General features: G+C 41.3%; 21 protein-coding genes, 1 other RNA gene and 2 other annotated features. Of the genes, 2 read left to right on the forward strand and 20 right to left on the reverse strand.

Annotated elements, in window-relative coordinates:
* Positions 1 to 17 precede the first annotated feature (17 nt).
* From AC1DSK_RS10080 to cymR, 13 genes are all read right to left on the reverse strand, one after another.
* On the reverse strand, positions 18 to 947 hold the full coding sequence (locus tag AC1DSK_RS10080) for a peptidase U32 family protein (RefSeq protein ID WP_477546935.1): 930 nt from the start codon (positions 945 to 947) through the stop codon (positions 18 to 20).
* A 5-nt stretch (positions 948 to 952) separates the two neighbouring features.
* Positions 953 to 1,588 carry an O-methyltransferase gene (locus AC1DSK_RS10085; protein ID WP_477546936.1) on the reverse strand — a complete coding sequence of 212 codons (636 nt, stop codon included), beginning with the start codon at positions 1,586 to 1,588 and terminating at the stop codon, positions 953 to 955.
* A gap of 113 nt (positions 1,589 to 1,701) precedes the next feature.
* On the reverse strand, positions 1,702 to 2,820 hold the full coding sequence (mltG, locus tag AC1DSK_RS10090) for an endolytic transglycosylase MltG (protein ID WP_477546937.1): 1,119 nt from the start codon (positions 2,818 to 2,820) through the stop codon (positions 1,702 to 1,704).
* Between the two features lie 504 nt (positions 2,821 to 3,324).
* Positions 3,325 to 3,618 carry a DUF1292 domain-containing protein gene (locus AC1DSK_RS10095; RefSeq protein WP_016426847.1) on the reverse strand — a complete coding sequence of 98 codons (294 nt, stop codon included), beginning with the start codon at positions 3,616 to 3,618 and terminating at the stop codon, positions 3,325 to 3,327.
* 6 nt (positions 3,619 to 3,624) lie between these two features.
* Complete coding sequence (gene ruvX / locus AC1DSK_RS10100; RefSeq protein ID WP_477546938.1) at positions 3,625 to 4,050, reverse strand: Holliday junction resolvase RuvX; 426 nt, start codon at positions 4,048 to 4,050, stop codon at positions 3,625 to 3,627.
* A 3-nt stretch (positions 4,051 to 4,053) separates the two neighbouring features.
* Positions 4,054 to 4,320 carry an IreB family regulatory phosphoprotein gene (locus tag AC1DSK_RS10105; RefSeq protein WP_016426845.1) on the reverse strand — a complete coding sequence of 89 codons (267 nt, stop codon included), beginning with the start codon at positions 4,318 to 4,320 and terminating at the stop codon, positions 4,054 to 4,056.
* Positions 4,321 to 4,410: 90 nt separating this feature from the next.
* Positions 4,411 to 7,038: an alanine--tRNA ligase gene (gene alaS / locus AC1DSK_RS10110; protein WP_477546939.1), complete on the reverse strand. Its 2,628-nt coding sequence runs from the start codon at positions 7,036 to 7,038 to the stop codon at positions 4,411 to 4,413.
* Positions 7,039 to 7,184: 146 nt separating this feature from the next.
* Positions 7,185 to 7,393, reverse strand: a binding site (T-box leader).
* Positions 7,394 to 7,509: 116 nt separating this feature from the next.
* Positions 7,510 to 8,160, reverse strand: coding sequence for an HAD family hydrolase (locus AC1DSK_RS10115; RefSeq protein WP_477546940.1), 651 nt, complete (start codon positions 8,158 to 8,160; stop codon positions 7,510 to 7,512).
* 537 nt (positions 8,161 to 8,697) lie between these two features.
* Positions 8,698 to 11,142, reverse strand: coding sequence for an SF1B family DNA helicase RecD2 (recD2, locus tag AC1DSK_RS10120; RefSeq protein WP_477546941.1), 2,445 nt, complete (start codon positions 11,140 to 11,142; stop codon positions 8,698 to 8,700).
* 21 nt (positions 11,143 to 11,163) lie between these two features.
* A complete protein-coding gene (locus AC1DSK_RS10125) occupies positions 11,164 to 11,820 on the reverse strand; it encodes a tetratricopeptide repeat protein (protein ID WP_477546942.1) in 657 nt (218 codons plus the stop codon).
* A gap of 18 nt (positions 11,821 to 11,838) precedes the next feature.
* Positions 11,839 to 12,960 carry a tRNA 2-thiouridine(34) synthase MnmA gene (gene mnmA / locus AC1DSK_RS10130; RefSeq protein WP_477546943.1) on the reverse strand — a complete coding sequence of 374 codons (1,122 nt, stop codon included), beginning with the start codon at positions 12,958 to 12,960 and terminating at the stop codon, positions 11,839 to 11,841.
* A gap of 20 nt (positions 12,961 to 12,980) precedes the next feature.
* Positions 12,981 to 14,123, reverse strand: a complete 1,143-nt coding sequence (locus AC1DSK_RS10135) for a cysteine desulfurase family protein (RefSeq protein WP_477546944.1) — start codon at positions 14,121 to 14,123, stop codon at positions 12,981 to 12,983.
* A gap of 50 nt (positions 14,124 to 14,173) precedes the next feature.
* Positions 14,174 to 14,593: a cysteine metabolism transcriptional regulator CymR gene (gene cymR / locus AC1DSK_RS10140; protein ID WP_342543429.1), complete on the reverse strand. Its 420-nt coding sequence runs from the start codon at positions 14,591 to 14,593 to the stop codon at positions 14,174 to 14,176.
* 134 nt (positions 14,594 to 14,727) lie between these two features.
* Here cymR and AC1DSK_RS10145 point away from each other — a divergent pair, with 134 nt between their 5' ends.
* Positions 14,728 to 16,017 (forward strand): replication-associated recombination protein A, encoded by a 1,290-nt coding sequence (locus tag AC1DSK_RS10145; protein WP_477546945.1) that lies wholly within the window; start codon positions 14,728 to 14,730, stop codon positions 16,015 to 16,017.
* Between the two features lie 221 nt (positions 16,018 to 16,238).
* Here AC1DSK_RS10145 and AC1DSK_RS10150 read toward each other — a convergent pair whose 3' ends face one another.
* The 4 genes from AC1DSK_RS10150 to hisS all read right to left on the reverse strand — a co-directional run bounded on the left by AC1DSK_RS10150 (position 16,239) and on the right by hisS (position 20,404).
* On the reverse strand, positions 16,239 to 17,003 hold the full coding sequence (locus AC1DSK_RS10150) for a tRNA threonylcarbamoyladenosine dehydratase (protein WP_477546946.1): 765 nt from the start codon (positions 17,001 to 17,003) through the stop codon (positions 16,239 to 16,241).
* 96 nt (positions 17,004 to 17,099) lie between these two features.
* Positions 17,100 to 17,283, reverse strand: a non-coding RNA gene (ssrS, locus tag AC1DSK_RS10155) — 6S RNA.
* A 44-nt stretch (positions 17,284 to 17,327) separates the two neighbouring features.
* Positions 17,328 to 19,115 (reverse strand): aspartate--tRNA ligase, encoded by a 1,788-nt coding sequence (gene aspS / locus AC1DSK_RS10160; RefSeq protein WP_477546947.1) that lies wholly within the window; start codon positions 19,113 to 19,115, stop codon positions 17,328 to 17,330.
* Entirely contained in the window at positions 19,112 to 20,404 is a 1,293-nt protein-coding gene (gene hisS / locus AC1DSK_RS10165; protein ID WP_477546948.1) for a histidine--tRNA ligase, read from the reverse strand. The genes aspS and hisS overlap by 4 nt, the downstream gene beginning before the upstream one ends.
* A gap of 55 nt (positions 20,405 to 20,459) precedes the next feature.
* Positions 20,460 to 20,699 (reverse strand) — a binding site (T-box leader).
* A gap of 116 nt (positions 20,700 to 20,815) precedes the next feature.
* On the opposite strand from hisS, the gene AC1DSK_RS10170 reads away from it, so the two are divergent.
* Positions 20,816 to 22,384, forward strand: a complete 1,569-nt coding sequence (locus AC1DSK_RS10170; RefSeq protein ID WP_477546949.1) for an SH3 domain-containing protein — start codon at positions 20,816 to 20,818, stop codon at positions 22,382 to 22,384.
* Between the two features lie 47 nt (positions 22,385 to 22,431).
* Here AC1DSK_RS10170 and AC1DSK_RS10175 read toward each other — a convergent pair whose 3' ends face one another.
* The 3 genes from AC1DSK_RS10175 to AC1DSK_RS10185 all read right to left on the reverse strand — a co-directional run bounded on the left by AC1DSK_RS10175 (position 22,432) and on the right by AC1DSK_RS10185 (position 25,861).
* Positions 22,432 to 23,472: a LacI family DNA-binding transcriptional regulator gene (locus AC1DSK_RS10175; RefSeq protein ID WP_477546950.1), complete on the reverse strand. Its 1,041-nt coding sequence runs from the start codon at positions 23,470 to 23,472 to the stop codon at positions 22,432 to 22,434.
* Positions 23,473 to 23,730: 258 nt separating this feature from the next.
* Complete coding sequence (locus AC1DSK_RS10180; protein WP_477546951.1) at positions 23,731 to 24,573, reverse strand: sugar ABC transporter permease; 843 nt, start codon at positions 24,571 to 24,573, stop codon at positions 23,731 to 23,733.
* A gap of 1 nt (position 24,574) precedes the next feature.
* Positions 24,575 to 25,861: a carbohydrate ABC transporter permease gene (locus tag AC1DSK_RS10185; RefSeq protein WP_477546952.1), complete on the reverse strand. Its 1,287-nt coding sequence runs from the start codon at positions 25,859 to 25,861 to the stop codon at positions 24,575 to 24,577.
* Between the last annotated feature and the right edge of the window lie 7 nt (positions 25,862 to 25,868).

Genomic DNA, 25,868 nt, shown 5'->3' on the forward strand with positions numbered 1-25,868 from the left:
GCTAATTCTCCCCTTCCTTAATACACGGTTTCTTTGAAGAAGAAGCCGGTATCGAGTGGTCGAAGTGACGGTTGCATTTCTTCAATTTCCGTTAATAATTCATCTTTAATTTGATCGTACGTTTCTGGTGAGACCATATACGCATCAATCGCTTGACTATAAAGACTGGTCACTTTCGTTACATAGTCTGCCTCTTGCAATACACCATCAATTTTAAACGAATCAATACCAGCGTCAATGAGCTCGTTCAACTCATCAATGATACACATGTCGTTTGGACTAAAAATGTGCGTCCCGTTAGCATCCTCATAAATCGGATATTTATTGTGGCGTTCTTTATCATGCAAAAACATGTTTTTGTTGTTCGCACGATTTTCAATTTCCATCGCTTTGTCTTGATACAAGAAATAGTTTCCAAGCAATGAACGCTTCGATTGGAACATACAAGTCATACCATGAACTTGCACTTCTACAGCAACTTCTGCGTTTTCTTTAATTTCAATGACTTCTTCCATGCTTAACTCTCTCGCCAGCACAGCTCGATTGGCACCGCGGTTCCCCCAATAGTTAGCGGTGAACCAGTTTGTTGCAGTCGTTTCTGTATTCCAGTGAAGTGGAATTTCGATACCTGTTTCACGTTTCGCCATGACAACAGCCGGATCACCGAACGTAATGCCATCCACTCCGAATGAAGCCAGTTGTTCCATGTATGGACCTAATGCTTCGACACGCTCATTATGATAGAGCGCGTTCATTGCCACATATACTTTTTTGTTCGCAGCGTGAGCGAGTGTAACTGATTTTTCAATATCACCAATTGTAAACTCACCTGCTAATCGCAAACCAAATCGTTGTTCCCCAATTAAGAATGCGTCTGCTCCAGCGTCTATCAATTGTTGTAAATGTTCTACAGACTGCGGAGTTACAAGTAATTCTGGTTTTTTCAAGCGAGTCACCTCTTTATACTAATCGTAATGCCATCACCAATAGGCAGGAATGATGTTTCATATTCTTCGTGATTCATCAGCCAGGTCGTAAACTGTTGCAAATTACGGACCATCGTTCGTTTTCTTCTAGGCACATCTTGAATATCAATTTCCGTAAAACCGTGCATCAGCATGTTATCACAATAAATAACACCACCGCTAGGAACGAGTGGTGAATACTTGTCAAAAAATCGTTGATATTGACCTTTTGCAGCATCAATGAATAGCGCATCATACTGACCAAGCTTAAAATGGTTTATATCGATTTCCAGTGCATCGCCGTGTAAAAGTTGAATTCGTTCGGTCAATTCAGCCTGTTTTATGTAGGTAGAAGCCAATTGAAAACGACCCTCATCTTTTTCAATTGTCGTCATGACTGTTTCAGGTAGAGCCATAGCCATGCGAATGGCTGAATACCCAATGGCCGAACCGATTTCCAAAATGGATGTCGGCTGTTGCAGTCGAAGAAATTGAAGAAGTGATTCAATCGCCACAATTTCCATGATTGGAATATGTTGTTCTTTAGCGAATTGTTCCATATTCGACAGTAAAACAGGGCGTTGCTTAATATGTGAAGTAATGTAGGATTGTGAAGTTTTCATTTCCAGTTTAACTCCTTTAACGCACAAAAATTACACCCCATCTTATCATAAAAAAAGAAGGAAAGCGATAGCCTTCCCTTCTTTCAGTGATAATGGTGACAAACTTGTCACGATTAACGTAAATATTGTTCAATTTTTGCTAAATGCTCGTCATACGTTTTCGAGAAATGATTGACTCCTTTTTTATCAGCAAGGAAATAAAAGTTCTCGGATTCCGGTGCATTCAGTACGGCTTCAATGGATTGGGTTCCAGGATTAGAAATCGGACCTGGAGGCAATCCTTGAATTTTATACGTATTGTATGGATGATCAATTTCTAAATCATCATATAATACACGGTCCTTATGTTCACCAAGTGCATATAGAACCGTAGGATCTGTTTGCAAAGGCATTTTCTCTTTCATACGGTTATTGAAAACACTTGCAATCATTTCACGGTCAGTATCAGCTGTCGCTTCTTCTTCAAGCAATGAGGCAAATGTCATCAACCAGTGTACAGACTTTTTCTGCTCTGCAAGGACTTCTGTGTACGGTGTTAAGACGTTTGCTGTCTTTTTCAACATCTGATCCACGATGGATTCCAATGAAGGTTTTTCTTCATAATACGCATAGGTCGCTGGGAATAAATAGCCTTCCAATGCGTGGCGTATATCTGGCCCTTTAATTTCATCTGATAAAATGGTTGGGTATTTGCCAATCATTTGATCAATGAAATCCGGGTTTGTCACCAGGTCCATGAACTCCTTCGACGTATACGATGTTTTTTCTTCAACTCTCGCAGCTATTTCTTCCAGGGTGCGTCCTTCTGGAATCGTCATAGAGAAGACTGGTTCCCTGTATACTTTACCAGTTTTCAAACTCTCGATTAATTCGTCTAATGTCATAGATTTGCTTAGGCCATAATCACCCGCTTGGAAATCTGATTCATTATTGAACTTCGCATAATATTTGAAGATCCGCGCATCTTTAATGATTCCTTTTTTTTCGAGTAGCGCTGCAATCGAATCGAGGTTCGAACCAATTTCGACTTTGACTGGAATGACTTCTTCCGATTTTTCATCAACTGGCTGCAATGCGCTTTTTACATATTTGTATCCACTGTAAGCAGTTATTCCTCCACCAATCAATACAATAAGAACAATTGCAAGCACGATACGTCTGACAATTTTCACTTCTTTTTTCTTTTCTTTCATGCGATTAAACATTATATCTTTTTTTGTTTCGTTTTCCACGGGTTACCCCCCTCTATCTGACATTTATTATACAAGATATTTAGACAAAAGAAAAAGGCAGAATGTATATTCATCATTCTGTCTAATAGGAACGCTTTCTCTACTAATATGTTTCGTGCTTTCATTTCCAACTCTTACGTGGGGTGACAATCATTCTCTGATTTCTATGAACCATATAAAACCTATATTTACACGTCATTCAAATAAAAGGTCATGTTAAAAGAAAGGGAATCAGCTCCCTTCCGCGGACGAACCGGCAAGCCTCCTCAGGCCAACAGGAAGTTGGTCACGAAGGCGTAAAACTAAAGAGAGTATTTGCGCATAGCATGCATGCTGCAAGAGAGTAAAGAACGAGCCAACAAGAATGTGGTTTTCATGCTTGTTGGCTAATGTGGAACGTGCTGATAGCGCAAATGTATGGTAATCAACAATATTATTTTACAGAACCAATAAAAAAACACAGCCTGTCCCATATGGGAAACATGCTGTGTTTTGAAATAATTTCTATTCTTCGTCTTCTTCTTCCTCTTCCAAGAAAGTGTTTAACATTTCTTCGATCATTGCCCACTCTTCGTCTGACTCGATCGGCATTAATTCGCCGTCTTTACCGTCTTCAGATGGTGTGAAAGCAGAAGCATGAATTTCGATTTCTTCGTTCTCGTCTTCTTCAGCACCCAATGGGTAGTAAAGAACGTAAGATTTGCTGAATTCTTCTGATTCAAATGTAAATAGTACTTCACATAGTTGTTCGTTACCGTTGTCATCTACAACTGTAATATTTTGTTGTCCGTGGTCCATGCGTAATCACCTCTTAATAGATTGACTATCGAGATAGCCTTGTAAAATCATAACTGCAGCCATTTTATCAATGACTTCTTTACGTTTTTTCCGACTGACGTCAGCACTGATAAGCATTTTTTCCGCAGCGGATGTCGTTAAGCGTTCATCCCAAAGAAAAACGGGTTTTTCAAACGTTTGACGTAATAATTCCGCGTAGCGTTCAGACGCTTCGGCACGTGGTCCAATCGAATTGTTCATGTTTTTCGGATATCCTACCACAAACGATGATACTTCGTGCAACTTCATCAACTCGGCAATACGTTCCAAACCGAATTTTTCATTTGCTTCATCAATTTTGATGGTTTCGATCCCTTGGGCGGTCCAACCGAAAGCGTCACTGATTGCAACACCTACTGTTTTCGTCCCAACGTCCAAGCCCATTACTCTCATAACTTATGCCTCGTTATTCTTCTTGATGTAGAACTTTACAAGTTCTTCTAAGATTTCATCACGTTCAAGCTTACGGATTAAATTTCGTGCATCCTGGTGGCGAGGAATATATGCCGGATCACCCGAAAGTAAGTAGCCGACAATTTGATTGATTGGGTTATACCCTTTCTCTTCAAGCGCCGAATGGACATGAAGCATAACTTGCTTCACTTCTTGTTCCATGGACTCTTCCGGAAAATTAAACTTCATTGTCTTGTCAAATGAACTCATGATCAGCACCTCGCTTTCGGAGTAAAATCTGATTGTCTTGTACAAGCATATTTTCGTTACTTGTTAAGTATAACCGATTTCAACTTTTTATTAAACGGATTTGACATAATCATACACAGATTGTAATGCTCCATCAAGTTTCGACGAATCTTTCGCCCCAGCCATTGCCATATCGGGACGACCGCCACCTTTGCCGTCACACTGTTCGGCAACAACTCTCACGATATTTCCAGCATGATATTTTCCACCTGATAAATCACTTGTGACACCAGCAATCAACATCACCTTGTCGCCTTCTGAAGCTCCAAGGACGATAACCGCTTCATTCATCTTCGTTTTTAGATCATCCATCATTTGACGCAGTTGGTTGTTGTCTTTTGCTTGAACACGTGCAGACAATACCGTTACACCATCAATTTGCTGAGCCTTCTCCAAAATGGAAGATGCTTGGCTATTTGCAATTTTTGCTGATAATGATTCATTTTCACGTTGAACTTGGCGAAGTTCCTGTTGTAAGCCTTGAACGCGAGCCACTACATCTTTTGTATTTGCTTTCAAAGCTGCAGCTGCTTCTTCCAGGATACTCTCTTCTTCTTTAACAAGCTGGTATGCGGCTTTGCCTGTAACTGCTTCGATACGACGTGTACCTGCGCCAATTCCGCTTTCACTTACTAACTTGAAGAAGCCGATTTGTGACGTATTGCTTACGTGACATCCACCACAAAGTTCCAGTGAGTATTGATCAATTGAAACGACTCTTACGATATCGCCATATTTTTCACCGAACAGTGCCATCGCACCCATTTGTTTCGCTTCATCGATTCCATGATAGCCTGTAACTACTTGAATGTCTTCCCAAATTTTCTCGTTCACTTGTTGTTCAATGGTTAACAATTCTTCTTTTGTTACTTGACCGAAATGAGAGAAGTCAAAACGTAAGCGATCAGGACCAACGTAAGAACCAGCTTGATTGACATGGGTTCCAAGCACATCCTTTAGCGCTTGGTGCAATAAATGTGTCGCTGTATGGTTTTTGACAGTTGATTTGCGCATTGTCTGATCGACTGTTGCTGTTACGTCAGCTTCAACTGAAAGTTCTCCTGATTCAATCACTACGGTATGAAGATTTTGTCCATTTGGTGCTTTTTGGACATCTTTCACAAATCCTTTGAATAAATCATTTTCAATTGTTCCGTGATCGGCAATCTGTCCGCCACTTTCTGCATAGAAAGGCGTTTGGTCAAGTACGACTTTTACTTCATCGCCTTCTTGTGCAAGCTTGACAAGCTCTCCGTCTTTTACAATAACCAGAACTTTTGAAGAAACTGCCATTGTATCGTAACCAATAAATTGACTTTCTTCTTTAATATTCCCTAATACTTCTGACTGCACCTGCATGGAATCAACATCTTTACGAGCTGAACGAGCACGTGTACGCTGAGCTTCCAGTGAAGCTTTGAATCCTTCATGGTCAACGGTCATGCCTACTTCTTCTGCATATTCTTCCGTCAACTCGACAGGGAAACCGTACGTGTCGTACAAACGGAAAGCATCGCTTCCTGGAATGATTGACAGTCCAGCTGCTTGCTGCGTTGAAATAACATTAGACAAGATGCCAAGGCCGTCTTGTAATGTCTCGTGGAAGCGCTCTTCTTCATTTTTAATAACGCGCATAATGAACTCTTGTTTCGCTTCGACTTCTGGATAGAAATCTTTCATGATTTCGCCAATAATCGGTACTAGGTTGAACATGAATGGACGGTCAATTCCTAGATTTTTACCAAAACGTACTGCACGGCGTAATAATCGACGCAATACATAGCCGCGGCCTTCATTTGAAGGAAGTGCTCCGTCACCAATTGCAAAAGCAACCGTACGTGTATGGTCTGCAATGACTTTAAACGCTAAATCATCTGCACCACCATTGCCATACGTTTTACCAGATACTTCTTCGGTTTTGCGAATAATCGGCATGAATAGATCTGTATCGAAGTTCGTTGGTACATTTTGCACGACACATGCCATACGTTCAAGACCCATACCCGTATCGATGTTTTGTTTTGGAAGCGGCGTATACGTGTGATCTGGGTTATGGTTGAATTCAGAGAACACCAAGTTCCAGATTTCCAAGTAACGGTCGTTTTCTCCGCCCGGATACATTTCCGGATCCGTTATGTCGTTGCCATAGTTCTCGCCACGATCATAGAAAATTTCCGAGTTTGGACCACTTGGACCTTCTCCGATATCCCAGAAGTTCCCTTCTAAGCGGATGATGCGAGCTTCTGGAATTCCGATTTCGTCGCGCCAGATTGCGTATGCCTCTTCATCTTCTGGATGAACTGTGATCGATAACAATTCCGGGTCAAATCCGATCCATTTCTTATCCGTTAGAAATTCCCAAGCCCAGTGAATCGCTTCTTTTTTAAAGTATTCACCGATCGAGAAGTTTCCTAACATTTCAAAGAATGTGTGATGACGAGCTGTTTTACCGACATTTTCAATGTCATTCGTACGAATTGATTTTTGTGCATTCGTGATGCGTGGATTGTCAGGAATTACACGTCCATCAAAATATTTCTTCAACGTTGCCACACCACTATTGATCCAAAGTAGTGAGTTATCGTTAATTGGTACAAGTGGTGCACTTGGTTCTAGTGCATGACCTTTTTCAATGAAAAAGTCTAAATACATGCGACGGATTTCTGCTGCAGTTTTCATCAAGTATTCCTCCTTCAATTTTAAAAGCATAAAGCGCTGATTCAGCTCGACACCGACTTTTGAGTCGTGAGTCAAGAAGCCTGCTGGCGCTTCGGGGAAGAGCTGGTCCTTAAAGCTCAGACAATAGAAAAAGCCCTCATCCCTAAAAAAGGGACGAAGGCTTCAATTCGCGGTACCACCCTAGTTACAGCAAACGAATTTGCTGTCTCTCGATTATGCCTTAACGCGGCTTACGGCAGTGATTAGCTGCACTCAGGAGTAGCTTTCCATAACATCCACTTGAAGGTTCTTTCAGCCAAGGAACCTCTTTCTTTTGCAAGCTTCTCAAATGTACTTTCTCCATCAACGTTTTCATTCATTTGTTAGAATTATAAAAAACAATTACGCATGTGTCAATTGACTTTTATTAAGTGCGTGCAAATTACTCAATTTTAATATTTTCATCTTGACGAGAGTTAAAGGCTGTTATTTCTATAGTAACTCTTTCAGAAGGAGATCCAAAGATTGATCTGCCATCGAGGACAACCTAAGATTATAATCTTCAAACACTAAATTGGTTGTTACCGGGTTTGGGAAAATCACACATTTCAAACCTGCCCCACGTGCTGCCTTCAAACCGTTCAATGAATCCTCAAAAGCAACAGCTTCCTCTGGTTTCACACCCAATGATTCAATGGCTTGCAGGTAAAGTTCTGGATCTGGTTTAACAGTTGAAACATCATCACTCGTCTTGATTACTTCAAAATAATGAATAATACCAAGCTGAGTTAAATAATTTTCTACCCAACTTCTTTTTGAACTGGAAGCCAATCCTATTTTAATGCCCGATTCTTTAGCTGCAATTAAATAATCTTCTACACCGTCTCTTAAAATTGGCTGACCAATCTTTTCGTGAAATCGTTGGGATGCCAATTCTCTGACCTCAGAAATAGTGGACGACTCTTTTATATTGTCCACAATATATTTATCCAATACGGTATCATCCGTACCAATCACCAACGCAAACTGTTCAATGGTCAAATTCACCTCGAATTGATACAACGCCTCCTTATACGCTTCAAACCATACCGTCTCTGTATCAATAATCAGACCATCAAAATCGAAAATAACTGCTTTTATCATCACGGACACCTTCTTTTAAGATTTTATTTTCTCGCAATTGATGTTTATCTAAATTGACTTAAAAAATAAAAAGGTTTAGTTATGTAAACTTTCCAAGTGATGCAATGCACTTCATGTTTCGAAGCTAGCGTAGCGATGCAGAAACAGAAACAGTAGCAAATGTTTTTAGCGCAGATTCCTTACCAAATAAAATATGTTTAACAACTGTAGAAAACCTAAATACGAAAAGTTCATATGCAGCTAGCATACCGCAAGAAAGAATATGGTCAAAGGAGTTTGACCATATTCTTCGCGACGAATAACCTCAGGAGCAATCTTTTAGGCGACGAGTAACCGCAGGAGCAGCCTTATTCTTTGCGACGAGTAACCGCAGAAGCAGCACTTTCAGAGAATGAGACCCACAAGCATGTGGTTTTCATACTTGCTGGCTCATGCGAAACGTGCGGCCAGCGCAATGTACGATAATCAATCATACGGTGTTAAAGAGCCAAAAAAAACACACGTTTTTCATGTGTGTTTTTTCTAGGTTCTTTTTTATCATTCAGCAATTTTTTCTAAAAAGTCATAAGGCGTGGTACCGTTCATGCCAACCAAAGGATGAATCGTCAAATGGTTGGAGGCCGTCAATGAAATTTCCTGCTCGTTTTCCTCTATAAGTTCATCAGCAACTTCATCGTCTTCGTTCTCGACAGTTGGTTCAGTCACAGGCAATGCCTCTTCACTCAATCTTTCCTTCAGTGAAGTCAGTCGTGCCAAATCATCATTGCGCTCAATGCCAAATTTAAAGACTTCAGCGTCTCCACACAAAATGAGGAAGTTTTTTGCACGTGTTATTCCTGTGTACAGTAAATTGCGTCGCAGCATTTTCATGTAACTGCGAACGACTGGCATGATGACAATCGGGAACTCACTGCCCTGCGATTTATGAATTGAGCAACAATAAGCAAGCGTCAACTGCCCTAAATCATTACGCTGATAGGTCACTTCTATCCCTTCGAATGAAACGATCAACATGTCCTGCTTTTCGACATTTTCACTGGCTTTAGAAATGCTGATCACTTCGCCCATATCCCCGTTGTACACTTGGCTTTCCGGCTGATTGACGAGTTGCAGCACTTTATCACCTATGCGATAGATCGTTTCACCGAACACAATTTCCTTACGTTTCTTCGTGTCATTCGGATTGACCATTTCCTGAATCATTTTATTGAGTGCATCAATCCCAGCAGGACCTTTATACATCGGTGCGAGCACTTGCAATTCTTTTATCGTATGACCTTTTGCCAAGGCACTTTTGATGACTTGTTCAACCACTTTTGCGATTTGTTCCGGCCCAGCTTTAATGAAAGAACGATCGCTCGTTTTGTCGATTAAATTGGTCGGTAACTGCCCTTTTTTCATTTGATGGGCAAGTTCAATTATGGACGATCCGGCAGATTGACGATAAATGTCCGTCAGTTCCACTGTCGGAATTCTCTTAGACGCAAGCAAGTCTTTCAGAACTTGACCTGGTCCCACAGGAGGCAATTGATCCTGGTCACCTACGAATATGACTTGTGCCCCTTCAGGAATTGCCTTTAATAATTGATGGGCAAGCCACGTGTCAACCATCGACATTTCATCGATAATAATCAGGTTGCCTTTGATGTCCCGTTCTGTTTCTTCCTCTTTTTCCTGGCCAGTGAATCCAAGTAAACGATGGATTGTCATGGATGGGAGACCCGTTGATTCATTCAAACGTTTTGCAGCCCGACCAGTTGGTGCCGCTAAAATAATCGGAAATGGTTCCTGTTTTTTCGCGTATTCTTTTGGATCGAGCGTCAGACCATGCAATTCAGCGTAAACTTCCACGAGTCCTCTGACGACGGTTGTCTTCCCTGTACCTGGCCCACCTGTCAGTAGCATGACGGATGCATTCATCCCGAGTTCAATGGCAGCTATTTGCGTCTCTGCATATGAAACACCTAGTCTTTCTTCAGCTTCGCCGAGCGCTTTTCGAATTTCAGAAGTCGGGAAACCTGTTCGTTCTTGTTGTTCCTGAATCAACGTTTCCAGTTTGGAAGCGATGCCCACTTCGGAAAAATATAGCGAAGGCAAATAGAACCGCGACATTTCCCCAGCCAATTTTCCTTCCTCGACAAGTTCCATGCATGCTGTTGAAATAGCATCGTATGGGACTTCTTCAAATTGGCTGGACTCCAGCAATTGCTTAACGCTCGGTAAAATATGCTCCGCATGCAAGTAAACATGTCCTTCACTGAGCGAAGCAGCGTTCAATAAATGGAAAACGGCCGCTTTGATTCGGTCTGGGTGTTTACCGGTCATACCAAGTTTGGAACCCAATTCATCCGCACGGTGAAAACCGATGCCTTCCACGTCTTCAATCAGTCGAAACGGATTTTTCATCAACACATCGATCGTTTCCTCACGGTAGGTCTGGTAAATCCTCATCGCCAGTTGTGGACCAAATCCCCATTCATTTAATTGAATCATGACACGTTCCAAGCCGAGGTTTTGCTCAAGCGTCATACGAATGGTTTCTTTTTTCTCTTTGGCAAGTCGTGGAACGGCGTCAAGTGCTTCAGGGTCATCCAAAATGATTCGGATTGCATCTTTCCCAAGTTTCTTGACGATCGTTTCAGCCGTTTTACGTCCAATTCCATGAAACAAGTCACTCGACAAATAATGAATAATGCCTTGTTCGGTCTCCGGTACATCTTTTGAGAAAGTTTCCACTTGAAACTGCGTTCCGTATTTCGGATGCTGTTTGATCTGACCGGTAAAACGATACGCTTCTTCATTCATCAAAGGTGGGAAGTAGCCGGTTACAATGATTTCTTTATCTTCATATGTAGAATTTGTTTCGTTGATTTTGAGTTTGACGATGGAGAATAAGTTAGTGGCATTATGAAAAATGGTGACGACAGGTTTGCCTGTAATATACATCGCTTCTTGTTGAAATAAATCGATTTGATTTGGCAAAGCTGTCGCCTCCTAGAATGGTTATTGACTTAATGCAATCATGTCGTACACATAACGTGCCTGTTCGAAATTCGGTTGCAGTGTATACGCCTGTTTCAAATGATACAAAGCATCATTCGTGCGGTCTGTGGATACAGCGTACAAAACGCCCAAATTGTAGTGGGCATCTGCATTGTTCAAGTCTTCATGAATGACATACATAAATTCTGGTTCAGCTTCCTTGAACATTTCAAGAGCTGCCAATCCGATGCCGTAGGACAAGCGGATTTGTACATCTGTTGGCTCAAGTTCAGCTGCACGCTGTAAATAAGGCAGTGCAAGTTTAGGGTTCCCCAAACGTTCGAAGCATTTCCCTAACATGAAGTAAACGTCAGCACCTTGAATGCCAAACTGCATCGATTTCTCATAAAGCTTCGCCGCTTCTTCGTAACGTTCCTGCTCGTAATATAAATTAGCCAATCCATAAAACGCTGTCGCTGCTTTTTCATCAAGTGTAATAGCCTTTTGGAAGAAGCGTTCAGCACGTTCTGTTTCATTCATGCGTGCCAATAAGTTTCCAAAGTTAATATATCCAAGTGGGTTATTCGGCTCTTCTTCAATCGCATTATTGAAATGAACAACAGCTTGTTCATAATCTTTGTTTTGAATGGCTGCAATGCCAAGTTCCAATTCTTTCATCTTCTCACTCCTCGTTCATTAGCCGACGTATGTTAATTTTTTTCCGTTCTTTATGACTTCGTCAATTGTTCCGCCACCAAGACATACATCACCGTCATATAAAACGACTGCTTGTCCAGGGGTAATTGCACGGACAGGCTCTGCAAAAGTAATAACCGCGCCGTTGTTTTCCGTCAATTCCACATCAACTCTTACGTCTTCCTGACGGTATCTGAATTTTGCTGTACAAGAGAACTTATTGTCTTTTTTCTCATTCGTTGTAAAACTCATATTAACAGCTGTTAATTGATCAGAAAATAGCGCTTCGTGATGTATGTTTTGTCCGACCAGCAATTCGTTATTCTCAAGATTTTTCCCTAGAACAAACCACGGGTCTCCAGCTCCACCAATCCCTAATCCATGACGTTGGCCGATTGTGTAATACATCAGACCATCATGACGTCCCATAACTTCCCCGTCCATTGTCACCATATTCCCCGGCTGTGCAGGCAAGTATTGGCTCAGGAATTCCTTGAAATTGCGTTCGCCAATAAAACAAATGCCTGTTGAATCTTTTTTAGTTGCTGTTGCCAATCCGGCTTCTGCAGCGATTTGACGAACCAATTTCTTTTCAAGATGACCAATTGGGAACATCACTTTCGATAATTGTTCCTGATTCAATTGATTCAAGAAATACGTTTGGTCTTTATTGTTATCCAAACCGCGAAGAAGTTGGGTTTCTCCGTCCACTTCCTTAACTTGAGCGTAATGTCCGGTAGCCAAATAATCAGCACCCAAACTGATTGCATGCTCAAGGAATGCCTTGAATTTAATTTCTTTATTACACATCACATCTGGATTTGGGGTTCTGCCTGCTTTATATTCTTCCAAAAAGTAAGTGAACACTTTATCCCAATATTGTTTCTCAAAATTCACTGCATAGTACGGAATGCCGATTTGGTTGCAGACCTTGATGACGTCGTCATAATCTTCCGTTGCTGTACACACGCCGTTTTCATCAGTATCATCCCAGTTTTTCATGAAGATTCCGATGACATCGTACCCTTGTTCTTTCAATAAATAAGCTGCAACGGACGAATCAACGCCACCCGACATGCCGACAACGACACGTGTTTCTGCAGGACTTTTTAGTTGTTGCATCTCTTTCACCTTTTCTACATTTATTTCACAAGTCTATTTAATACGGAGGCAGTTTTCGTTGCTGCTTCCGTTACATCGTCAAGTGTTATTCCATAACCAAAGCTGAAGCGGATAGAATTACGAAGTTCATCCGCACTTTCTCCGAACATCGCGACAAGCACATGGGATGGATCGATGGATCCTGCTGTACAAGCTGAACCGCTCGATACAGAAAGTCCAGCCATATCCAAATTCACCAATAGTGCTTCCACGTCCGTCCCTTTGAAGCTGACGTTTAAAATATGCGGAAGAGTCGATTGTACATTCCCGTTAACTTGAAATGCAATTCCTTTGTCTTCCCAAGTGGAAATCATTATTTCCTTAAATTGTTGGTACAGTTTTCGTTTTTCATCCATTGACTGCTGTGCAATCGATACGGCCTCTGCGAAAGCAAGTACACTAGGTACATTTTCAGTACCCGCGCGACGTTTGCGTTCCTGTTGTCCACCAAAAAGCTGTGGTGATAATTTTGTGCCTTTTCGCTGATAAAGGAAGCCAATTCCTTTAGGACCATTGATTTTATGTGAGGAAACAGACAATAAATCCACATGAAGATCATCCACTGATATTGGCATCAATCCGTATGCTTGAACAGCATCTGTATGGAAAGTAGCCAGGTGGTGTTTCAACAATTCGCCAATTTCTGCAATCGGTTGAATGGCCCCCATTTCATTGTTTCCAAGCATGATGGTCACTAAAATGGTATCTTCACGAAGTGCTTGTTTAAAGTCTTCCACTGACACAAGTCCTCGTTCATTGACAGGTAAATAAGTCACGTCAAATCCTTCTTTTTCTAGCTTTTCACATGCATGCAAAACGGCATGATGTTCAATTTGAGACGTGATAATATGTGAGCCAAGAGATTTACGTGCATATGCTGTTCCGAAAATCGCCAAGTTATCCGCTTCCGTCCCGCCACTGGTCAAAATGATATCCTGATCTTTCGCACCAATGCTATTTGCCAAAAGCTCACGGGCTTGATCCAACTGTTTTCGGGCTTCTCGGCCAGTCGCATGGATACTTGATGGATTGCCATACGACTGTTCCATCGTGTGGACTAATTTCTCAATGACTTGCGGATGTACGGGAGAAGTAGCTGCATGGTCTAAGTAAATTCTATTCATGTCGAACTCCTTTTTAAAGGTTGTTCAAAAATCGTTTTTTGAACGCACACTTAAATGTAATACATGTATCCGTCATCTGATGACGTGTCACTAAATTTAGCTAAATCTTCAATCGTTGTAGTATCCAGAACGGTTTTTACGGCATCACGAATGCGAAGCCACAATTCTCGTTGAGGAGGAGCTTCATTTTCAATGCCTTCCACCGGTTGAATTGGTCCTTCAAGAACTCGGATGACATCCCCGGCAGAAATTAAATGAGGTGGCTTGGAAAGCATATATCCACCGTGTGCTCCGCGGACACTTTTAACTAAGCCCGAATTACGAAGCGGTGAAACCAATTGTTCTAAATAAGCTTCCGATAAATCATTGTCTGATGCTATTTGACGAAGAGGTACTGGACCTTCTCCAAATTGTTTGGCTAGCTCTATCATAATCGTTAATCCGTATCGACCTTTTGTCGAAATTCTCACGTTATTCACCCCGTATAATCCTTAAAATCATCTACATAGTATATCACATTTCCGACCAATCGCCTGTGAAATGACTTTTCTTCCGGCAACACGTATACTAGAGAACAAATGTACGAATTTAGGAGGTACTCATGATGCAAAACGAACCACTTGCTTATCGAATGAGACCGCAAAAATTGGATGAAATCGCTGGTCAGCAAGACATAATCGGAAAACATACACCTTTATATAAAATGATTGCGAACGGCCATGTCCCTTCAATGTTGTTATACGGTGAGCCGGGAATCGGCAAGACGTCCCTAGCTTATGCCATTGCCGGTACTAGCAATCTTCCATTCATCGCACTTAATGCGACACGCTCAGGCAAGAAAGATATAGAAGAAGTGGTGGCTGAGTCACGCGTGACAGGAAAAGTTCTGTTATTCCTTGATGAGATCCATCGTTTCAATAAATTGCAGCAAGACACATTGCTCCCCCATGTTGAAAGCGGCGCAATCGTATTGATTGGTGCCACAACGGAAAATCCATTTCATGATGTAAACCCGGCTATCCGTTCCCGTTGCGGAGAAATCAAACAACTGAAACGTTTGACGGCTGAAGACCTATTGGTATTGATACAACGCGCATTACATGACGACAAACGCGGCTTAGGCCGACAAAAGATTAATATCTCTGAAGAACAGCAAATGAAAATCGCAGAAGCGGCAAATGGTGATGCCCGAAAAGCTTTGACTCTGCTTGAATCTGTCGTTTCCGCGTCTGACGATGAAGATGGCGTGGTTGTAGTAGACGCCGCTTTGCTTCAAAATCTCGTCGATCGCATCGGCGTTTTCGGAGATAAAAAAGGATCGCATTTTTATAATTTGTTATCTGCATTGCAAAAATCCGTGCGCGGAAGTGATGTCAATGCGGCCATGTATTACTTGGCCCATTTACTTGAAAATGGTGATTTGGTAGCAGTCTCGAGACGCCTTCTTGTCATGGCATACGAAGATATCGGCGTTGCAAATCCAGCAGTTGGCGCGCACGTTCTTGCGAGCATCCAGGCAGCTGAACGGTTGGGGTTGCCGGAAGCTCGCATTCCGTTGGCAAATGCTGTCGTGGAAATGTGTTTATCGGAGAAATCCAATTCAGCTTATAAAGCAATTGATGCTGCCATTGCTTCCATTCATGCCGGAAAAGTTGGCGATATCCCGAGCCATCTGAAAGATACACATTATGCAGGAGCAGCTGCACTTGGACACGAAGGATATTTATATCCGCACAACACACCGATTGGATCATTTGGCGGTTGGGTCAATCAAACCTATCTGCCTGACAATTTGATTGGTTCGAAGTATTACAATCCGGTGCTCGCGGGCGAAGAAAAGAAACTTGCGGGTATTTATCAGAAGTTGGAATCATTTAAAGGAAAGAAGACCTGAATCGCCAGCGAGCGTTTCAGGTCTTTTTATGTGTTGTGGTGAAGAATTAGGAGGAAATTGGTTAGTTGCCCCTATAAACGTGAAAGTTGCCCCTTTGCGCTCGAAAGTTACCCCTATCCGCACAAAAGTTGCCCCTATCGAACGAATAGTTGCCCCTATCATCAAATTCAGCACAAGAAAAAAGGCCACCCCAGTTAAACTTGAAGGGTCGCCTTCGTAAATTAATTAGAACGTACGCGTTTTACCGGAATTTCTTTTGTAATATCGTTAATAACCCAGCTTGCTGCAACTAATCCGGCAACAGACGGTACGAATGCGTTCGACGATGGTGGCATTTTTGCCTTACGAATTTTCGCATCTGGCTTACCAACTGTTTCCACCACATCTTCTCGAACGACAATCGGGCTTTCGTCAGAAAAAACAACAGGAATTCCTTTATAGATTCCTTCTTTACGAAGTTTCGTACGAATCACTTTTGCCAAAGGATCCGTATGTGTTTTAGAAATATCAGCAATTTTGAAGCGTGTAGGGTCTGTCTTATTTGCTGCCCCCATACTTGAAATGACTTTGACGCCTCGAGCCAGACATTCTTTCATTAAATGGATTTTGTAAATGATAGTGTCAGAAGCATCGATGACGTAATCCAAGTTATGGCTGAAGAATTCTTCGTATGTTTCTTCTGTATAGAACATGTGTAAATCATGTACTTCACATGCAGGATTGATGTCCAAAATTCGTTCCTTCATTACTTCGGACTTCGAGCGTCCTACTGTTGATGTATAAGCAACCAATTGGCGATTGATATTTGTAATATCTACATTGTCTTTATCAACGAGGATGATTTTCCCGATGCCGCTTCTGGCACATGCTTCCGCAGCAAAAGAACCTACGCCTCCAACACCCAAAATAGCGACTGTCGTGTTTTTTAGCAGGTCGACACCTTCAGTACCTATGGCTAATTCATTTCGTGAAAATTGGTGTAACATATGATGTCCTCACAATCTATATCGTTTTAGTCGGGATTGTAATCATTAAAAACCCTCTAGCTTGAAGCAAGCTAGAGGGATTATTCATAATGTAGGACGAATCCCAATCGTGCCGTCATTATGAAGCGTATCGTTTTGAACCCGCACACAGCAGGTGGGTATCCACTTTACAACTTATAACGTCCCCTGGGGGCATGTTAGCCATTATAAAAGGAGGATTCCCGACGATATTATTGTTCGGTCAAAAGCGATTGGCAATTAACGAACACATCAGGATTCGTGTTACAAGTATCCTATCATATCTATTTTAGAAATTCAAGCCTCTTATTCACCTGATTTTAGATTTTTCTGAATACTGATTGCCAATGATAAATCTTTCAATTGTTCTTCCGAGACTGGGCTTGGTGCTTTTGTTAAAATATCGCTCGCACTCGCAGTTTTAGGGAAAGCAATTGTGTCACGTAAGTTTGTGCGGCCAGCTAATAACATAACTAATCGGTCCAACCCTAACGCAATACCACCGTGAGGAGGTGTTCCATACTCAAACGCTTCAAGCAAAAAGCCGAACTGAGCTGTCGCTTCTTCCTGAGAGAAACCAAGAATACTGAACATTTTTTCTTGCACATCACGTTCATAAATACGCAGTGATCCGCCACCTAGCTCATAGCCATTTAACACTAAGTCATAGGCTTGTGCGCGGACGCTTGCTGGGTCCGTATCCATTAATTCGATGTCTTCGACGAAAGGCATCGTGAACGGATGGTGAGCTGCATAATAACGGCCTTCCTGATCGTCATATTCAAATAACGGCCAATCAATAATCCATAAGAAAGCAAATTTGCTTTCGTCGATTAATTGGAGTTCTTTTCCTAACTTCATGCGAAGTGCACCTAAAGCATCGGCAACAACCGATTTTTTGTCAGCAACAAACAACAATAAATCTCCTGCTTCAGCGTTTAGTGTTTGAGCTAATTTCTCGCCTGCTTCTCCTTCAAAGAATTTAGCGATTGGTCCTTTCAATCCTTCTGCGTCGACTTTTAACCAAGCAAGACCTTTCGCACCATAGCGACCGGCAAACTCACCTAACGCATCGATATCTTTACGTGAATAGTTGTCAGCTGACCCTTTGACATTGATTGCCTTCACTTGGCCACCATTTTCAACGGCACCAGCAAATACTTTGAATGAAGAATCCGCAACCAATGCTGATACGTCCTGAAGTTCAAGACCAAAACGGACATCAGGTTTATCAGAACCAAAGCGATCCATTGCCTCTGTGTACTTCATGCGTCGGAAAGGCGTTTCAATTTCAATGCCTTTGACGTCTTTCATCATTTTCTTCATCATGCGTTCGTTCATTTCAAGAATTTCTTCCATTGACATGAAGCTCATTTCCATGTCGATTTGAGTAAATTCAGGTTGACGGTCTGCACGTAAATCTTCATCGCGGAAACAACGAGCAATCTGGTAGTATTTTTCAAAGCCTGACACCATCAGCATTTGTTTGAACAATTGAGGTGATTGTGGCAATGCGTAAAATTCCCCGTCATGCACACGGCTTGGTACTAAATAGTCACGTGCTCCTTCTGGTGTTGATTTCGTAAGGATTGGTGTTTCCACTTCAAGGAATGTTTCTTCATCCAGGAATCGTCGAATCGATTTCGTTACTTCTGAACGCATTTTAAATGTTTCATACATTACCGGACGGCGAAGGTCTAAATAACGATATTTCAATCGTAAGTCTTCACTGACATCTGTTTGGTTTTCAATCGCAAATGGTGGATTTTTCGCTTCATTAACAATGGTCACTAGATTTGCCTGAACTTCGATACGTCCCGTCACCATGTTAGGATTCACTTGTGATTCTTGACGGGCAACTACTTCCCCGCTCACTTCAACGACAAATTCATTTCGTAATTTGTCTGCGATAGCCAACGCTTCCTGGGAAATGTCCGGGTTGAAAACAATTTGTACGATGCCCGAACGGTCGCGAAGATCCAAGAAAATCAATCCGCCCAAATCACGTCTTTTTTGAACCCATCCTTTTAATACGACTTGTTGCCCAATTGCCTGTTCTGCTACTTCTCCACATGGATGTGTACGTTTTGTCATGCTAATTCCTCCATTGCTCTAGTTGCGATTTCTTCAAATTGTTCAACAATTTCATCTAATGCCAATTCCTGCTGCGTACCATTTGCTAAATATTTCAGTGAAACTTTGCCCGTTGCCAGTTCATTATCTCCGATAACTACTGAGAATTTTGCGTTCAGACGATCGGCCGATTTCATTTGCGCTTTCACTTTACGGTCTAAGTAATCCATTTCCGCTGAAATATTGTTTTGACGAAGTTGGGAAACGAATGAAACGGCTTTATCTTTCGCAGCTTCACCCATTGCTACCACATAAACGTCGAGTGAATCGTTATTTGTGTACGATTCACCTTCTGCTTCCAATGCCAATAATAATCGTTCGATACTCATACCAAAGCCGATCCCAGGAGAATCTGGTCCACCTAGGTCTTCGACTAACCCATTATATCGACCGCCTCCACAAAGAGTCGTTATGGCGCCAAAGCCTTCACCTTCACTCATGATTTCAAAAGCTGTGTGATTGTAATAATCAAGACCACGTACTAAATTCGGATCGAGTTCATATTTAATCGATAAAATATCAAGGTAGTGTTTTACTTTTTCAAAATAAGTCAGAGATTCTTCATTTAAGTAGTCCGGTAATTGAGGAGCTGTACCCATTAATGGATTCTCACGGTCTACTTTGCAATCAAGAATACGTAGCGGATTTTTTTTCAGACGGTTTTGACAGTCCGAACAAAACTCTTCGATGTGAGGAGCAAAGTGAGCAATTAATGCATCACGGTGAAATTGTCGGCTTTCTGTATCTCCTAAAGAGTTGAGAACCAATTTGATTTTCTTCAATCCTGCTTTTTTATAGACATTCATAGCAAGTGCCATGACTTCAGCATCAATTGCTGGATCTTTACTTCCGATTGCTTCAACGCCGAATTGTACGAATTGACGGTAGCGACCCGCTTGTTGACGCTCATATCGGAACATCGGACCCATGTAATATAATTTAACCGGTTGATTTGGCAGTCCGAATAATTTATTTTCTACAAATGAACGTACGACTGATGCTGTTCCCTCAGGGCGTAAAGTTAAGGAGCGATCGCCTCTGTCGGTAAACGTGTACATTTCTTTTTGTACGATATCTGTCGTATCCCCTACACTTCGCGTGAACAGTTCAGTATGTTCAAAAATAGGTGTACGTATTTCTTTATACTGAAACAACCGACACGTATCCCGAATTAATTCTTCAACTGCTTGCCATTTTTCTGTTTCACCTGGCAGTAAATCTTTTGTTCCTCTTGGCACATTAATCGACATATTAATGTCTCCTTTCATTGACAATATAAAAAGCTCCCGCCCCTTGCGCAAAAACGCAAGGGACGAGAGCTAATGTTAGCTTCCGCGGTTCCACCCTAATTGACACAAAAAACTTGTGTCCTCTCTAGTCCGGATAACGACCGGTTCCGTTTCCGCCTACTGCACCGCGAGGGTATTTCGACGAAAAACCTACCAAGTGTTGTTCACTGAGTGCTTCTGTAGGAAAGATTCCAGCCACGTCTTTCCCTCTCTTAACAGCGTATTAAACAGCTACTTTCTTGGTCATTGGCAATTTGTTTGATTCAGATTATACCTTATCTTAATGACTGTCGTTTGAGATGTCAACCTTTTTTCAGAAAGCTATAGTTTTTTCAGTCAACAGTCTTTACAATGTACAAAAGGAGGGATTTTATGACAAAATTTCAACTTCGACAAAATGTGCAAATTTTAGTAGTACTATTTTTATTATTATCTCTTATCCTACCTTCATCTATACAAGCTGAAGGTGAAAATGTCCAGTCGACTGTATCAAATTTACATTTACGTTCAGGACCGGGACTTGCCTATCCGATTATTGCTTCTATGAAAATGGGCGATCAAATGCTAGTTCTTGAACAACAGGGTGATTGGTTAAAGGTTCGTCGTGGTACTTCTGAGGGATGGGTTGCATCTTGGTACACGAAGCAATTGGGTGAAAAGAAACAAGCGACCGGACAACTTGTTGTTTCTAAAGTAGACAGATTAAATGTCCGTTCCCAACCTTCGATTGATGCAGCGGTCCTGGCAAAACTTTCTGCCGGCGATCAAGCGACACTGTTGACTGATCATGGAAAATGGGCTGAAATTTCCTTTAATCAAGTTAAAGGTTTTGTTGCGAAAGAATACATAACGGTTCAAACAAACGATACTAAGCCTACAAAGCAAGGCGCGACGAAAGAAAATCAGTTCGAAGTTTCAGTTGATAGTCTTAACGTCCGTTCCAAACCAGATTTAACAGCAAAAAAAGTTGCCAACATCAATAAAGGCGAACGATTTAAAATTATTGAAAAACAACACAATTGGGTGAATATCGAACTTTCATCTAATGAACGTGGCTGGGTCTATTCTTTTTATGGCACAATGACTGCAACTGCCAGTACTGCTTCTTCCGAGAAGCCGAAACAAGAACAAGGTAGTAAAAAAACGAAAAGCAAAAATATCTTTATCGTATACAATGGTACGAATTTGCGTTCCACCCCTGACACATCGGGTGAAGTCGTCTATCGTGCAAATGCTGGCGAATCATTTGAAACAACCGGACAAACTGGAGATTGGTATGAAGTAAAAACGCCAAATGGCACGAAAGGCTATGTTGCCAATTGGGTAATCTCTACCGATGCCTCTGAAAAAGAAACACACCAACAGAAATCAAAATCAAAACGTAAAAAAGGCACATTAAATGGATTAACCATCATTGTCGATCCTGGGCATGGTGGAAATGATCACGGCACTACAGGAGCCAGAGGAACGGATGAAAAAGGAATTACTCTTCGCACATCTGAACTTCTGGCAAGCAAATTACAGTCTGCTGGTGCCAATGTCGTCATGACACGTGATTCCGATGTCTATGTTGACTTGCGAAAACGCGTGGCTATCGGCCATCAACTCGCTGCAGATGCTTTTATCAGTGTTCATTATGACGCAACCGACAGCAGTGCGATTAATGGGTTCACTACTTATTACATGCATGGCTATCAAAAAGGACTTGCTCAAAGTGTACATCGATCCCTTGGGAACACAATTTCCTTGCGTGACCGCGGTGCTCAGCCTGGAAATTATCTTGTACTGCGAGAAAATCGTCAACAAGCGATCTTGATTGAACTTGGTTTCCTGAGTAATCCATCAGAAGAACGTGCAGTGACGACTGAACAATTCAGAGAACAAGCATCTTTGGGCATTTACAATGGAGTCGTCAATTATTTCGATGATCAATTAGAATAGCAAAAAGCTCGTCCAATAAATTTTGGACGAGCTTTTTTATCATTTCCTTAAAGAACACTGATATTTTTAATGCTTTCTGAACATGAGCAACGTTTGATGATTTCGTGGTCCACTATGATCCGCTTAACTGGTTCATTTGGATTTTCCAATAGTTGAATCATGCTTTTTGCCGCCTGATAGCCGATTTCGAAAATATTGATATCAACTGAGGTTAAAGGTGGATGGGACAGTTCAGTAAAAAGCACATTATTGAAGCTGATGATCGACATGTCTTCAGGGACGGAAATATTCATTTCCAACAATGTATTCAAAACGCCAAGTGCAATTAAATCATCAGCCACCACCAAAGCGGTAGGAGGTTCTTCCAGATTGATGAGCTTCCCAATAGCCTCTTGCCCACCTTCACGTAAAAACTGACTGTGTATAATATAATCGTCGTTGCTTTGAAGACCAGCTTCACCTAGAGCTTTTTCAAAACCTAGTAACCGCTCGACCGTCACCACGAAGTTCAGATCTCCGCCAATAAAACCTATTTGTTTATGCCCCAGGCTCAGCAAGTAACTCGTCGCTTCTTTTGTCGCTTTATAGTTATCGTTATCTACATATGTAATTTGCTCCACATCTTTAAACGGTTTTCCTATTACGACAAATGGAAAATTTCTTTCTCTCAAATAATTCAAGACTTTGTCTTCAATCCGGGAATATAAAAGGATGACTCCGTCAACACGGCCGCCCTGCACCATTTGTACAACCCCGTCAAAAATCTCTTCATCTGTATTTCCCGTATTGATCTGCAACGCATAATGTCGTTCATTAGCTCCGTCACTTAACCCTCTCAATACTGTCGGGAAAAATGGATTCTGGAAGAATACATCTGTTGAGTTTGGCAAAACCAATCCAATAACTCTTGTTGACTGATTGGCTAAACTGCGAGCGATAAAATTCGGATGATAGCCTAGCTCATCCATAGCAGCTCTTACTTTAATTTTAGTTTTTTCACTGATTCGAGGGTTATTCGCAATGACCCTCGACACGGTTGAAGGTGCCACATTTGATAGTTTGGCAACGTCTTTGATTGTGATGGCCAAAGCTCCTCATCCTCTCTTTAAGAACTTCATAACCATAATTCATATAAATCTATTATAACGATTGTTGACGAATTAATTTACAAAATAATTAATATTCAAGTGGTTATTTTTTGATTTCGTCTCATAAAGAACCAAAATCCAAAAATGTAGTTTGACCATAACCTTTGTGACGAGTAACCGCAGGAGCAGGTTTTTTGTCGCAGATTCCATCACTTTTAATAAAAACAGTAAACAAAGCTTATTTACAAAACCAGGGTATTAACCTTTTGTCCCGCCTGCTGTTAGACCAGATACGAAATATTTTTGGAACATCAAGAACAGAATCGCGATAGGAATTGCTACTAATACTGCACCTGCTGCGAACTTTGTGAATTCATTACCAAACTGCTTGGCCACCATTTCGTATAGACCGACGGCAAGTGTAAATTTCTGATCATCGCGTAGTAAAATCCGTGCGAGGATGAAATCACCCAAAGGTGCAATGAACGAGAACAATGCAACAACTGCAATGATTGGTTTAGCCAAAGGCATAACAATTTGGAAGAAGATGCGCATATGACCTGCACCATCCATTTTTGCCGATTCATCCAGTTCTCTTGGAATGGTGTCCAAATAACCTTTCATCAGGTACGTATTCATCGGTATTTGTCCACCAACATACACAAGAATTAATCCAATATGCGTATCAATCAAACCAGTACGGATGGCTAATACGAAAATTGCTATTAATGCTGCAAAGTTTGGAATCATTTGCAGGATTAGAAATGTCATCAAGCCGTTCTTTCTTCCATAGAAACGGTATCGTGAAAAGGCATAAGCTGTAAATGACACAGAGATAACCGTTAATACCATCGTTATGACACTTATTTTCATGGAATTCCAATACCAAAGAAGGTAATTGGATTTCTCTGTATCAAACAAGAAATCATAATGTTTGAATGTTGGATTATCGGGAAACATTTTTGATCCTGATAAACTTTGACCTGGATTTAATGAAGATCCAATAACCCATAGCAATGGATACACAACAATGACAACCATCGCTAAAATAGCTAAATAAGATAACGTGAGGCGGATGATTCTGCTTTTTTTATTACTCATGTTACATCATATCCTCCTCTTGGAAAGATTTCGTGCGTTTAAATTGCCATAACGCTACGGAGATGACAATGATTGAAAGGATCATGGTGACAGCAGCCGCTTTTCCGTACTGTGCACTGGTCATTGTCAGACGATAGATCCACGATATGAGGATATCGGTACCCCCGGCATTCTGGCTCGGAATCGCTGGACCTCCCCCATTGAACAGGAAAATAACGTTAAAGTTATTAAAATTGAATGTATATTGCGTAATGATAATTGGCGCCGTCGCATACAACACTAACGGCAATGTAATCGAGAAGAACTTTTGCATGATGGATGCGCCGTCCACATTTGCTGCTTCATACAATTCATCAGGAATGGATTGAAGAACCCCTGTTGTCATCGCAAAAATGAACGGGAATCCTAACCATGTCTGAATCATAATCAACGCAAATCTCGTCCACATTTCATTCGTCATCCAAGGCAACCCAGCTTCGAGCCCTATTAAAGGAAGGATGGATTTATTGATGACGCCGAAAGTTTCGTTGAACATACCCGAGAAAATCAAGATTGTGATGAACGATGGGACAGCCCAAGGTAAAATCATGATTGTACGAATGATTGCTTTTCCTTTCAAATCCTTTTGATTAACAAGAATCGCTAGGAAGATCCCTAAAGCTACTTGGAAAGTTGTAGCAACGAAAGTCCAGACAATGGTCCAAGCAAGTACAGCAAAGAATGTTTTTCTCCAAATGTCCAGTTTATAAATATCAATAAAGTTTTGGAATCCAACCCAGTCCACTAAATTTCCTGGTGGTGAATGGTACAAATCGTAATTGGTAAATGCCAAAAGTATGACAAATAATATTGGGAAAATAACAACAAAAATCAAGAGGAAGAATCCTGGTGAGATCATTAAGTAGGGAAATCCATTATTTATTAAGTTATGGTATTGCTGTCTTACCGAGTTTACCGATTCACCTAGATCACGTTTCTTCCCGTTATGGTACGCGTCATATAAATTAAATGCATATACACATAGACCCATGATCGTGATAATTAAAGCAATGATGCCATCGATTAACAGGAATACTGAATTGTCTAATTCAGCAATTTCCCCTAAAGTGACAATGCCCCAATAACCTACTCCTAAAAACTCAGAAAAAACGATGGCAAACGATGCCGCTAAAATTAAAAAGATCATTCCTTTAATAAATTGCTTATTGTAAAACTGTCCGAATCCAGGAACGATGGAGAGCAATGTGGCATTTCTTCGATGATGAGTAGCAGTTGTTAAACCTTCCATTCGGGCT

Source organism: Paenisporosarcina sp. P4_B8 (assembly GCF_056402175.1).

Excerpts from the sequence above, each read along its gene's own strand:
- AC1DSK_RS10085 (WP_477546936.1), bottom strand. The coding sequence starts at position 1,588 with ATGAAAACTTCACAATCCTACATTACTTCACATATTAAGCAACGCCCT.
- AC1DSK_RS10095 (WP_016426847.1), bottom strand. The coding sequence starts at position 3,618 with ATGGACCACGGACAACAAAATATTACAGTTGTAGATGACAACGGTAAC.
- ruvX (WP_477546938.1), bottom strand. The coding sequence starts at position 4,050 with ATGAGAGTAATGGGCTTGGACGTTGGGACGAAAACAGTAGGTGTTGCA.
- AC1DSK_RS10105 (WP_016426845.1), bottom strand. The coding sequence starts at position 4,320 with ATGAGTTCATTTGACAAGACAATGAAGTTTAATTTTCCGGAAGAGTCC.
- alaS (WP_477546939.1), bottom strand. The coding sequence starts at position 7,038 with ATGAAAACTGCAGCAGAAATCCGTCGCATGTATTTAGACTTTTTCATT.
- AC1DSK_RS10115 (WP_477546940.1), bottom strand. The coding sequence starts at position 8,160 with ATGATAAAAGCAGTTATTTTCGATTTTGATGGTCTGATTATTGATACA.
- AC1DSK_RS10125 (WP_477546942.1), bottom strand. The coding sequence starts at position 11,820 with ATGAAAGAATTGGAACTTGGCATTGCAGCCATTCAAAACAAAGATTAT.
- mnmA (WP_477546943.1), bottom strand. The coding sequence starts at position 12,960 with ATGCAACAACTAAAAAGTCCTGCAGAAACACGTGTCGTTGTCGGCATG.
- AC1DSK_RS10135 (WP_477546944.1), bottom strand. The coding sequence starts at position 14,123 with ATGAATAGAATTTACTTAGACCATGCAGCTACTTCTCCCGTACATCCG.
- AC1DSK_RS10145 (WP_477546945.1), top strand. The coding sequence starts at position 14,728 with ATGCAAAACGAACCACTTGCTTATCGAATGAGACCGCAAAAATTGGAT.
- AC1DSK_RS10150 (WP_477546946.1), bottom strand. The coding sequence starts at position 17,003 with ATGTTACACCAATTTTCACGAAATGAATTAGCCATAGGTACTGAAGGT.
- aspS (WP_477546947.1), bottom strand. The coding sequence starts at position 19,115 with ATGACAAAACGTACACATCCATGTGGAGAAGTAGCAGAACAGGCAATT.
- hisS (WP_477546948.1), bottom strand. The coding sequence starts at position 20,404 with ATGTCGATTAATGTGCCAAGAGGAACAAAAGATTTACTGCCAGGTGAA.
- AC1DSK_RS10170 (WP_477546949.1), top strand. The coding sequence starts at position 20,816 with ATGACAAAATTTCAACTTCGACAAAATGTGCAAATTTTAGTAGTACTA.
- AC1DSK_RS10180 (WP_477546951.1), bottom strand. The coding sequence starts at position 24,573 with ATGAGTAATAAAAAAAGCAGAATCATCCGCCTCACGTTATCTTATTTA.
- AC1DSK_RS10185 (WP_477546952.1), bottom strand. The coding sequence starts at position 25,861 with ATGGAAGGTTTAACAACTGCTACTCATCATCGAAGAAATGCCACATTG.